Below are 11,657 nucleotides of genomic sequence, written 5' to 3'. Positions count from 1 at the left end.
TCCCTAGCTTCCTTGGGCCTCTTTCTTTATAATAAAGAAAAGGACGTGTTATTGATGAATCATTGCTATTTATTCATGGGACCTAGCGGATCAGGCAAAACAAGCCTAGCTGAAAAAGCATTCCCACCTGAACAAAAAATTATTTCATATACGACCCGTGAACCACGTCACGGCGAAGTTCACGGACGTGACTACTTTTTTATAACTAAAAAGAGCTTCAAACAGATGATCATAGACAATCAATTTGCTGAATTTGATGTTTATGACGAACAGTTCTATGGCATCGCGATTGATACATTACAAACGGCTTTAGCTAAAGGTCATTGTTACGACCCGGTCACCGTAATCGGCTTTTTGAATCTACATCAACTATTCGGTGATCAAGTGATTCCTATCTGGATCAATATTTCCAAAAAGACATTACTTACGCGCTTAAATAAACGGTCAACTCCAGCGGAAGTAGAACGTCGGCTAGCTCGCTTTGAAAGTGATCAGCAAGAATATAAAAAACTAAAAAAATTTCCTACATTGATTGAAATTGATGGCGAAACGTCCTTAGAAGAAATGATGCATCAATTACACCGAGCGCTTGATTAGCTGGAAGGCTTTTCGTTCTCCATCTGCATAAGGAAAGTAAATCATTCCACAATAATTAAATCCCAATTTTCCAATCAATCCCAACATGGGTTGATTGGCTGGGTAAGTATCGATTCGAATATCTTTGAACCCTAGTTCTTCAGCTTTCTCGATTGCCGCTTTTAATGTTTTTTCACCGATCCCTGCACCACGGTATTTTTGGCTAACAGCGACGTGGTGCAATGCTACGTAAGGTCCTGCTTCTTGCCAAGCACCTTCAATTGCTTCGTAGACGGGATCGACTCCTGAAATCAAAGCCACCGTTCCAACAATTTCATCATCCATTGTCAGTACATAGCTGGCTTCTTTTTTAAGATCTTCTCGAATGATCGCTTCATGTGGTTCATGACCATTCTGCCACTGAGGGGAACCTTGCTCTGTCAAATAATTTTTTGCTTCATTGACAATTACCCCGATTGTGGTGATATCTGATTCATTGCTTGACCTAAACTCGAAATGCGGTTCATCTTCTTTAGGCTCCTCTGTTTGCGCTTCTTCACCAAAAGACAGTATCGCTTCTGTGTCTTTCTTACCTAGGAAACCACCCAAAAGTTCGCCCATTTGCTTGGCTTGTCTAACAATAAAATCTTCATCTTCATAACCCATTTATTCCCATCCTCTCTGCCAATGGTCATTTTGTTCTAAGTAAGCACCTACTAATTCCAAATGATGGGCTAACGACCATTTCTTTATACTTCCCAACCCAGGGAATTTTTTTGTTGCTTGATAGCCTAATAGTTCTTTTAAGCCTAATGTTAATAATAACTGATCTTGGTTGCGTTGGTACCACTCAGATAATTTAGCAAGGGCTTCAAAAAATTTTCCAGCTTGATCGCTAGCAGTCTCATTACTATCTGAGACAAAGTGTTTCACACGCAGATTAAGATAGGCATCAAAATAGCTGATATGCAAAGCAATCGCACGACTTGGCCCACCTTTATCAAAGTAACGTGAACCTTCAATCGTATAATCACTGAATCCCTCAAATGATTCATTTAAATAAAGATGTTCATCGCTATAAAAATCATCTACTTTTTCCGCATAATTTGCAACATGTTTTTGCACTTGAAAAGCATCCTTCAATAAAATTTTATTTGGTAAGGCTAAAACTCTGAAGCGGCCCTGATCGGGGATCACACATCGAGCTTCGGCCGAAATCATTTCTTGCTCCACTACCCTGGGAGATTTCGAATTAAAAAGATACAAATCGGCTAAAAAAGGATTCTCTAGAGTCACGATCTCCGCGGAGTGAACAGTCGTATCTGTTTTTAAAGACCATTCAAAACGTTTCTCTTCAAAGCGTTTGGCTGTACCTACTTGAGGATTAGTGATCAAATAGCAAACAAATTTTTTTTGATCAAATAATTCAATCGTTTTTTTCAATGTCGCCGAATCCCTAACTGGTTCGATGATCGGTAAAATTTTAGTCGACCAACGTTTTGCACTAATTAATGCGTTGATAGCTAGCAAATCAAATTGTTTACCGCGTATATAAGGATAATACATTTTAATCACTCCAATGGTTCAGTCGGGCGCCGCCGTACCTGACGTTGCTGACGTAAAAATTCATAGTCCTGTTCTAAGGCTCGCAATTCTTCAGTTAAACTTTCGATCCGCGCGTCGCGGACATCTTCAATAAAGCGTTGGTAATAATTATGTTCATGTAAACTGTCTTGGTCAACTAAACGCCGTCGCAACTCTTTATATAGCTGTTCGGTTGAAAAGAAACTTGTCCCATAATCCATTCGCTTGGCTTTTCTGACTTCGCGAAACAAAGAAGCCATAAAACGTTGGGTCAAGGCCTGTTCGTCTACTTTCAGTTCTTGCCGTAAAGGTTTCTTAGCTACAAAAAAAGTCCCTTCTGCTGGTAGTTCTTCAGCTTTTGTATAGGGTCGATAGACCAATACGCCGATTTCGTTAGGGATATCTTCTTTGACTTTTTCATATAACGCTTCTGTTAGTACAAAATAATTGTAATGCCCGACAAATGATAATTTGGCTTTAGAGTAAAAATCTGCTTTGGTTACTTTCAACTCGTAGCAACGCCATTCTGTAAAATCTGGCTTAAAAAAGCAAGCCAAGGTGTCAACAATTCCTTGATCTTCGGGCATCGTGACTTCTTCTACTACGATCGCACCGGTCTCAATACAATAATAATACAATGCTTTTTCTATTTCTTGCGTTAAAGTAGTTTTCATTTTCATCACCATGGGAACATATTTTCGTAAACTGTAGCATATCTAAAATAAAAAAAACAGAGGCTAGCCTCTGTTTTAGATAAAATATGAAAGATCGCTTGCAGGACTAGGATAAGCAAAAATAAATTTTTCTAATTCAGCATGCGTGATCTGCTTCGTCAAAAGAATGACTAAATAATTGATCAGCTCATCGGCTAATTGGCTTAAACAAGTAATTGCAACGATTTTATCTGCTTCGTCATAAACAAATTTGATTTTTGCGCCTTGATCATTAATTCGTTGGTAAGTATACCAACCAGCTAAATCGATGGTTTGCGTGTGATACTTCTCGGAATGTTCTGCTAACTCTTTTTCACTGACGCCAACGCGTGCTAGACGTTGGTCACCAAAAACGATCGTTGGGATCAACGGGTAATCAATCGCTGACACTTGTCCATTCATCGCCTCGACCACATAACTTGCTTCATATCCTGCAACAGGTGTTAATTTCGGCGTATTTTTTGCTAATACATCGCCGCAAGCAAAAATATGTGCTTGGCTTGTTTGCAATCGTTCATTCACCTTGATCCCTTTTTTATCATAATCAACATTAGCTTTTTCTAAAGCTAAATGATCGATATTGGGCTTACGTCCAGTCGCACCGATCACTAAGTCCGCCGTCAATTCAAAATCATTCGCTATAATCTGATATCCCTCGGCTTGCTTAGCAATCTTTTGCGTATCAATATTAAAATGAAAATTGATTCCAGCTGCTTCTAAATGTTCTACTAATTGATTGACCAATTCTCGATCAAAGCCCTTTAAAGGTTGATCATTATGATGAATAATATGGGTCTGAGCTCCAGCCGCATTGGCGATGATGGCTAATTCAAATGCTATATAGCCAGCACCAATAAAGGCGACTTTTTTTGGTAATTGTTCTAACGCTAAAAAATCCGTGCTATTTCTCAAATGTTCTTTTCCCTCAAGCGGCAAGACAGTGGGAGACTGTCCTGTCGCAATCAAGTATTGTTCGGCAGTTAATTTTTGATCGGCTACAGCGATCGTTTTTGAATCCACAAAGCTAGCTGTTCCATGATAGGTTGTGATTTTTGCTGAAGCTAACCCGTGTTGCGTGCTGTCTGGTACTGAATCCGTATAGCTTTTTTTGAAAGCCATCAATTCTTCCCAATTGATTTCAGGTGACGTTTCAAAACCTTTTCCTGTTAAACGCTCTACCCGCATTTTAGCCTCAACACCACTCATCAACATCTTTTTCGGATCGCACCCGCGATTCGGGCAAGTACCGCCCCAAAGATCGGCTTCGATTATCGCCACATTTTTACCTTGCTCTTTTAGTGCATAGGCTGCTGCATTCCCCGCAGGCCCACTACCGATTACAATTACATCATATTTAGGCATCTTAACCCTCCTGACTCAAGAAACGAAAGACATCACTACGATTGACTACTCCGATAATTTTTTCATGTTCTTTGATATAAAAGGCGTCTTTTTCTGCCAATAAATCAAATATTTCACTCATACTCGTTTCAAGTGCTAAAATCGGCAACGTGCGTTCTTTTTGTGTTGCCTCTTGATAAAAACCGCCATTATACAACACGTCCAAGGTTTGAGTGTAGACTTCATCCGTTGTTTCATCAAAGAACTCTTCGACAAATTGATTTGCTGGATTTTTACGAATTTCTTCAGGCGTATCACACTGGATTAATTTTCCTTCATGCATAACCGCAATTCGACTACCAATCTTCATTGCTTCTTTCATATTATGAGTAACAAAAATAATCGTATTGCCTAATTTTTGATGCAATTTAATCACTAAGTCTTGTAAACTAGCTCGCGAGATTGGATCTAAGGCACTGAAAGGTTCATCCATCAAAATAATATCCGGTTCTGCTGCTAAGGCCCTGACGATCCCAATTCGTTGTTGTTGCCCACCAGATAATTCGCTAGGCATCCGATCACGAAATAGTTCCGGGTCCATGTCTACTTCTTGCAATAATTCATCCACGCGTTCATTACGCCGGTCTTTTTTCCAACCAAGCATGTCTGGAATTACTTCAATATTCTCTTTCACACTCATTGTTGGAAAGAGTGCGATTTGTTGCAATACATATCCAATCTGCCAACGCAACTTTTGAATATTATAATCTTTGATCCGCTTTTCTTTGAAATACAGATTGCCATCTGTTGGTTCGATCAAGCCGTTGATCATTTTTAAGGATGTCGTTTTCCCACTTCCAGATGGTCCAACCAGTACAAAAATCTCGCCTTTTTTTACGGAGAAGTTCAAATCTTTTAATACGACATTGCCTTCAAATTCCTTACTGACATCTTTAAATTCAATAATTGATTCCATTTACTGCTCCTCCCCAATGATTTTTTCTTTCACTAAGAAGTCATGCGCCACTTTTGCTGGCTGTTCTTTCTTAACATTTACTAAATAGTTCATTTCAACCATTTGATCTTCCGTGATTTTTCCAGCTAAACGATTCAAAGCTTTTACCACTTTAGGATGTGCATCAGCGAATTCTTGTTTCATCAGAGGCGCGCCTTGATAAGGCGGGAAGAGATTCAAATCATCTTCAAGCGTCACTAAATCATATTGTTTGATTTCACTATCGGTAGAGTAAGCATCGATTACATCCACATCCCCATTGTTGATTGCTTGATAGCGCAGAGCAGGCTCCATACTTTGAACAGAACTCAAATTCACTCCATATTTGTCTTGAATACCACGATAGCCGTCTTTGCGATCGATAAATTCGAGAGTGAATCCAGCTTTTAATTGAGCTTGCTGAGCTTTAAGATCTGAAATTTTTGTGATTCCACGTTTTTGCGCTTCACTTTTCTTCATTGCAAGTGCATAGGTATTTTCGTATTTCATCGGTTTGATCAATTCCATTTCGAATTGGTCTTTCAACAATTTATTGGCTTCTTTATACGTTGCTGCTGGTGATAAATCATCTGCCGTACTTTTTGGTACTTTTACTAGACTTTCTAGCACAGTTCCCGTAAATTCAGGATAAATATCGATTTGATCACTTTTTACTGCGTTAAATAAGAAACTCGTCTTCCCAAAATTCGGTTTCAATTCGACATTGATCGAAGAATCTTCATCTTGAATGACTTCTTTGTACATATTAATCAAAATATCTGGTTCCGAACCTAACTTACCAGCAATCGTTACCGTTTCATTTCCAACTGGATTATGTTGAGCGAAGAAAATACCCCCGATTCCTAAACAAATCACACCTAAAGCAATCAGCGTTGCTTTTCCACTGCGATGCTGTAAAAAGCGAATCAAGCCGCTAAAAATGATGGCTAGTAGAGCGGCACTAATTGCTCCAATCAAGGTTAAACTAGGATCATTTCGGTCGATCCCTAACAAAATAAACGTCCCTAGACCACCAGCTCCGATCAACGCTGCCAATGTCGCTGTACCGATAATTAAGACTAATGCTGTCCGAATTCCTGAAATAATGACTGGCATCGCCATCGGCAATTCAACCCGTAACAGTTTACGCATCCGCGACATCCCAAAAGCATCAGCCGCTTCTTCGATTGAAGGATCAATCTCCGCTAAACCAATATATGTATTTTGAAAAATCGGCAATAAAGCATACACGACCAAGGCGATCAATGCCGGAACAGTTCCGATACCTACAAAGGGAATCAATAGTCCTAATAATGCCAATGAGGGTATTGTTTGCAGAATACTCGTTAGTTGCAAAACCACTTCCGCCAATTTTTTTCGCTGACTCAAAAGAATCGCCAGTGGTATAGCAATCACTACTGCGATTAATAACGCACTTAATGAAATCGCTAAATGTTCAAAAATCGCACTTAATAATTCTTCTTTTCGTTCATTAAATGTATTGATTAATTCATTCATGTGTTTTCCTTTCAATATTATGACTTATTCTCAGTATAACTTAATCAAAATCAGAGACAAAAGGATTGGCTTACACATAAAGTAGTATAATAACAAAAAACGAAAGTTGGAGAAAAATGAAAACAGAACAAGAACTCTCAACAATAACACTAAAAAAACATGGAAAAACTTATAGTTATTTAAATTCTCATCATTACAATTGGTTCAAAGCCATTGATTTGAATTTGTTAAATAGCGATGGCTTCACAAACTACTTTCTACGCATCAAAAAAAATGAACCAATAATTTTCGAAACCCTTCAAACCATGGTCCAACAAAGTTTAATCATCGCATTTCAACATGATTTATCCGATGCAGATACCTTTGTTTTACTAACTGTTGCATGGGCACATGGTTTTGTCCCTGAAAATTCAGCCGCTGCGGTTTATGATCTGGATCGTTTTTTAACCGATTATACGATCCAAAAAGATCCATTGTTCGGTCTCAATCAAATGAATACAGACTTTAATCAAGTCTTACTTCAGCACTTTCCCAAAGTGCGTCGCCAAGATTTACGATTGATCTACCGCTTACTAAGTTTAAAAGATGCTAAAGCTGCTAAAATTGATGAAGAACTAACTACATTAAATGAACCAACAAGAAAAAGAACCGAATTATTATTAAATCTGTGAGCTAGTGTTGGAACCTAAAAGAAAGCAACGTCCTCAATTAAGACGTTGCTTTCTTTTTAGTATAGTACATCCATATCATTGAAATCATTCGTATTTGTATCTTGATCGTTATCTTCAAATGGATCTTCTTCTCTGGATTTTTTACGATGGGTCACCAGTGCCATAATTAAGATTCTCACATCGGACCAATAAGTAAGCTTGATGTTTCGATTTAATGTATGGGGGCGGTCATATAAAATTTGGTAAAAAATACGTTTTTGATTTTCTTCTAAACAAGTAAAATCCACAGCTAAGCAATAAACCCCATCATTGGCCGTCTTCTTCGGAAGATTACTAAATCTGTATTCATAGTTATTCGCTTTGAGCGTAAAATCTATTAATTCATGCTCAGGTAATTCAATTTGTTCATGCAATTTGAAGGTTATATAATTTTCATTCATTCCAATTGTTGTTCCTTTAAAGGTACCCCTTTCTCCTTTACAAATGATGGCTGTTTTAATGTTATACAACTCACTATCACGAGCCAATTCACGACCATAATAATATACTACTGCATTTATGAGTGGTAACAGATTATAAAGCAGCCAATACAAGACAATTACCGAGCCTTCATGTCCTTGTATAAAAATTCGATACACACTTAAATATATTCCCCATAATGAAAGAATAAGCAAAATTATGAAGGGCCAAACTAAACGAAATTGTGAATTTCGACCTTTTATACTTTCTTTAGAAGTTACTTCAAAGTTTTTTTCTGGAATTTGCAAGGTGCCAAAAAAAATTGATCCAATCATGTACGGAAATTGAATCGTATCTTGAATCGAGCTTAGAATTGTATTTATCGTGTAGTCAGACATGATTTTCATAGAGTGGTTATAAAAGATATAACACGGTAACCACATTATCAGCAAACTCAGCAGACTAGTATCTGCCACCTTTATATCAAAAACACTAAATAAAATTGGACAAATAATAAATACGAATCTACGAAAGAAGGTCCACCAATACATATAAGCTGTAAAATAATTAAATTTACTTCTCAATGACAAATTGCTCTTAAAAAATTTTTGAGTAATAATGCTTTGAGCCGAGCCGCGACTCCATCTACGACGTTGCTTAATAAAAGAACTGGTATCGTCCGGGGACAACCCATGTGCTAATTCTTTGTCTAATGCCAACCCTTCATAACCATGACTCGCTATTTCAATACTTGTTGCCAAATCTTCAGTAATACTATGCGTCGCAAAACCCTTAATTTTATCCAATGCCTCCCGATCAAATACAACATTTGATCCCGCAAATGCTGCAGAACCAGAGGCAATACGAGAAGGATTTACTTCTCGATAAAAGTAATCTTGTTCATTGGTAATATGATCTTCTAAATAAAGATTTCGTTGAAAAGTGTCTAAGTTGTAGAAACTCTGCCGTGTCTGAACAAAGCCAATAGGTTTTCCCTCATAGATCTCCTTTTCAGTCCTTAACTGCCACTTATAACCAGATTTTTTCATTTTAGGTAGTAAGAAATAAGGAACTGTTTCCATTAAAAAATCATTTGTCGGGATCATATCTGCATCTAAAACAGCAACCAATTCTCCTGTGCAATTGCCACTTTTAAGTGCATGATTTAAATTACCTGCTTTAGCAAATTCATTCCCTTCAAAGCCGTGATAGTGTGCACCAAACTTAAGAGCTAGTTCTTTGATTTCTTCCCGATTTTTATCGTCACATAAATGAATTGCTACCTTTGTTTGATCGGGATAAGTCAAATGACTACAACCATTTAATGTTTTATAAAGCAATTCAACACTTTCATTATGCGTACAAATTAGGACATCAACTGTAGGGAATTGTTCGGATGAAATAATGGGCATTTCAGGTATTTTAACATGCGATGTATTAATAAAATGTGTGAACGTTTCGATAATGGTCAAGGCTTCACATAGTAGTAAGACCACTCCTACAGTAATCGATAAAGCTCCATAGGTTAAAGGTAAAGTAAAAAATAAGCGCCAAAGTATATAAATCACTGAAGTAATTAATGTTAGATAAAGTAAGCTTTTTTTTCGTTTTTTTTGATCTTTCGTGCTACGTTTTCTTTTCATTTTTTTCTCCTAATCATTTCGTAAAAAATTTTGAAATTTGATTTTTTTGATCAAAAATTAAATTGTATTGTAGTTTGGATTGATTTTTTATAATTGGGGTATTCTCTAACTTTGAATACTCTATCGAGCGATGTCGGCTATCCATCGTCTTAGAAATGCTTAGAACTGGATATTCTTTAGCGTTTTCTACTAAGTATTTCTGATAACCAGTCAAAGGTATATTTGCCGTAGCACAAAAATAAGCTCCTAAATAATTCGTGCTCAAAATAGAAGCGTTTACATTATCTACCGAGGCTAATTTATAATTAGACCAAATTTTATAGAATGTTTCATAATACCCAGTTTTCCCCTTTTTCTCAAAAGCTGCACTTAAAAATTCCGTCTCTACTTTAGGCGTATGATCACCAAACATCAGAACAGCTGTTGGTCTTTTACGCTGACTCAATTTCTCAAGAAAGGCATTAATCGATTGGTCACTGTCGTTCATTAATCCCAAGTATTGTTCGGCCAATGGGTAGGTCCCCTCAGGCTCATTAATTTTTATTTTCGAGTGATAATTACTACTGGAATAATCACCATGGGTCTGCATAGTAATACAAAATATGAATTGAGGATTTTCTGATTCATTTAAGATATTTAACGTTTCATCGTATAATACCGAATCGCTCATGAATGACCCTTTTCTAGCAGAGTTGGGTTGATTTTTGAAATAATCAACGTCTTTAAATTTTGTAAAACCAAAGTCTCCATACGCTGAATCTCGATTCCAATTCTCCTTACGCTCAGTATGTAATGCAGTAGTATCATACCCTTGGTCGCGAAAATTACTGACTAAGTTAGGAATGTGTTTATTTTGATACGATTGATAGGGAGACTCACTTAAGCGATAAAGCGCATTTGTTCCTGTGAACAACTCGAATTCAGAACGTGAGGTTCCACCTCCAAAACCATTGACTAGCAGCCTGCCCGAACGTGTCATATCAGTATTACCGATCGAATCCAAGTTGGGCAATACTGGCTGATTCGTCCTTATTTTTTTACTAGCTGTTAGATTCGACCAACTTTCGCCTAAGATAACTACTACATCCGGTTCTACTTGGCTCGAATCAATTGATTCAGAAGAATAATTTTTCGATAGTTTTTTTAATTGAGTTACAGAATAGCCAGAAGGTTTTTTCGCTCCACTCGTAGCAGCAACTGCCGCAAAATTAACTAAGCTACCATTTTGTTCCATACTTTTTTTCATATTAAAATGATTTATGCTTACTGGTACACCATGAACATTCCAACGCCCATAAATTGTCGTAGGTACTAATATAGCGAAAATAAAACAGATGATACGCGTTAACGATTTTACGCGAACATAAGTGAATTTGATGATTAAAAACTGTGAAAGTAAAGCAATACATAATAACAATAGAATGAATTCGTAAATATCATGATCTAAATAAAAATGATACTGCGCAATAATATTCTTTAAAGTACTTACACCGTTTATATCTTCAGGAAGTAACGGACGCTCACGCAACGCTAGTAAATAGTAATTAACAATGCCAAACACACATCCTATGACAGCTGTCCCCATGATACTAATAGGAATTGAACCACTAATAGCAAAAAACAATGCCGTTATTCCAATAATAAAATAGCAACCATATAGTACGGCTGTGTGATTTTCAAACAATAACGTCTTGGTTGAAACACTGGCAAGCTGCTCGATTCCTAAAAAAATAGTAATTACTGAAAATAAAATCCCACTTATTTTAAGAAATAAACTTATTTTTATAGGAATACTTTCAAACTTAAATACCAGTGAAACGCTAAGAAACATTAGTAATAGCAATAAAAATATATTTTTTTGTGCTGTTTCTTCAGCAATTTCAGCATTTGAAATCCAACCGATAACTAAAATAAGGACAACCATTCCGATTAGCGCTAATTTTTTTTTACTAAAATTAAATTTCAATAACTTACTCCTTTCTATAAAACTCATGTTTTTATTAACAAATAAGAAAATATTTTTTTAATTATCTGTTATTAAAATGCTATCAAATTGTGTTATTTTTCGCAATTGTTTAATTAAATCAAATTTTCTGATTTTTTAATTTTTTTTGATTTGACGTCTCAGATATTATCGCTTTTGGAATGTAGCTCTTAT

The 11,657-nt window shown here is 36.6% G+C and carries 10 protein-coding genes; 2 read left to right on the top strand and 8 right to left on the bottom strand.

Features of this window, described 5'->3' with window-relative positions; genetic code table 11:
• Positions 1-54: 54 nt before the first annotated feature.
• Complete coding sequence (locus RV04_RS02420; RefSeq protein WP_071856881.1) at positions 55-597, top strand: guanylate kinase; 543 nt, start codon at positions 55-57, stop codon at positions 595-597.
• Here the strand turns inward: RV04_RS02420 and RV04_RS02415 are convergent.
• The 6 genes from RV04_RS02415 to RV04_RS02390 form a co-directional block, all read right to left on the bottom strand.
• Positions 577-1,242: a GNAT family N-acetyltransferase gene (locus RV04_RS02415; protein WP_071856880.1), complete on the bottom strand. Its 666-nt coding sequence runs from the start codon at positions 1,240-1,242 to the stop codon at positions 577-579. The genes RV04_RS02420 and RV04_RS02415 overlap by 21 nt on opposite strands.
• Positions 1,243-2,142, bottom strand: coding sequence for a sce7725 family protein (locus RV04_RS02410; protein ID WP_071856879.1), 900 nt, complete (start codon positions 2,140-2,142; stop codon positions 1,243-1,245).
• A gap of 5 nt (positions 2,143-2,147) precedes the next feature.
• Positions 2,148-2,834: a hypothetical protein gene (locus tag RV04_RS02405; RefSeq protein ID WP_071856878.1), complete on the bottom strand. Its 687-nt coding sequence runs from the start codon at positions 2,832-2,834 to the stop codon at positions 2,148-2,150.
• Between the two features lie 75 nt (positions 2,835-2,909).
• Positions 2,910-4,235: a dihydrolipoyl dehydrogenase family protein gene (locus tag RV04_RS02400; RefSeq protein WP_071856877.1), complete on the bottom strand. Its 1,326-nt coding sequence runs from the start codon at positions 4,233-4,235 to the stop codon at positions 2,910-2,912.
• Position 4,236: 1 nt separating this feature from the next.
• Positions 4,237-5,190 carry an ABC transporter ATP-binding protein gene (locus RV04_RS02395; RefSeq protein WP_071856876.1) on the bottom strand — a complete coding sequence of 318 codons (954 nt, stop codon included), beginning with the start codon at positions 5,188-5,190 and terminating at the stop codon, positions 4,237-4,239.
• A complete protein-coding gene (locus RV04_RS02390) occupies positions 5,191-6,726 on the bottom strand; it encodes an ABC transporter permease/substrate-binding protein (protein WP_071856875.1) in 1,536 nt (511 codons plus the stop codon).
• 116 nt (positions 6,727-6,842) lie between these two features.
• On the opposite strand from RV04_RS02390, the gene RV04_RS02385 reads away from it, so the two are divergent.
• The gene (locus RV04_RS02385) at positions 6,843-7,397 is read left to right on the top strand and encodes a hypothetical protein (RefSeq protein ID WP_071856874.1); all 555 of its coding nucleotides are present in this window, start codon (positions 6,843-6,845) and stop codon (positions 7,395-7,397) included.
• Between the two features lie 56 nt (positions 7,398-7,453).
• On the opposite strand, the gene RV04_RS02380 is transcribed toward RV04_RS02385, so the two are convergent.
• Positions 7,454-9,499, bottom strand: a complete 2,046-nt coding sequence (locus tag RV04_RS02380) for a glycosyltransferase family 2 protein (RefSeq protein ID WP_071856873.1) — start codon at positions 9,497-9,499, stop codon at positions 7,454-7,456.
• A 13-nt stretch (positions 9,500-9,512) separates the two neighbouring features.
• Positions 9,513-11,465, bottom strand: coding sequence for an LTA synthase family protein (locus RV04_RS02375; RefSeq protein ID WP_071856872.1), 1,953 nt, complete (start codon positions 11,463-11,465; stop codon positions 9,513-9,515).
• Positions 11,466-11,657: the final 192 nt, after the last annotated feature.

It is taken from the genome of Enterococcus hermanniensis (assembly GCF_001885945.1).
GTDB lineage: Bacteria > Bacillota > Bacilli > Lactobacillales > Enterococcaceae > Enterococcus_A > Enterococcus_A hermanniensis.
The sequence above is the reverse complement of the archived record's forward strand: the minus strand, read 5'-3'. Positions and strand labels throughout refer to the sequence as shown.

What these genes read in the sequence shown, in the direction of transcription:
- RV04_RS02405 (WP_071856878.1), bottom strand. Translation starts at nt 2,834, where the DNA reads ATGAAAACTACTTTAACGCAAGAAATAGAAAAAGCATTGTATTATTAT.
- RV04_RS02410 (WP_071856879.1), bottom strand. Translation starts at nt 2,142, where the DNA reads ATGTATTATCCTTATATACGCGGTAAACAATTTGATTTGCTAGCTATC.
- RV04_RS02385 (WP_071856874.1), top strand. Translation starts at nt 6,843, where the DNA reads ATGAAAACAGAACAAGAACTCTCAACAATAACACTAAAAAAACATGGA.
- RV04_RS02380 (WP_071856873.1), bottom strand. Translation starts at nt 9,499, where the DNA reads ATGAAAAGAAAACGTAGCACGAAAGATCAAAAAAAACGAAAAAAAAGC.
- RV04_RS02395 (WP_071856876.1), bottom strand. Translation starts at nt 5,190, where the DNA reads ATGGAATCAATTATTGAATTTAAAGATGTCAGTAAGGAATTTGAAGGC.
- RV04_RS02415 (WP_071856880.1), bottom strand. Translation starts at nt 1,242, where the DNA reads ATGGGTTATGAAGATGAAGATTTTATTGTTAGACAAGCCAAGCAAATG.
- RV04_RS02400 (WP_071856877.1), bottom strand. Translation starts at nt 4,235, where the DNA reads ATGCCTAAATATGATGTAATTGTAATCGGTAGTGGGCCTGCGGGGAAT.
- RV04_RS02420 (WP_071856881.1), top strand. Translation starts at nt 55, where the DNA reads ATGAATCATTGCTATTTATTCATGGGACCTAGCGGATCAGGCAAAACA.
- RV04_RS02390 (WP_071856875.1), bottom strand. Translation starts at nt 6,726, where the DNA reads ATGAATGAATTAATCAATACATTTAATGAACGAAAAGAAGAATTATTA.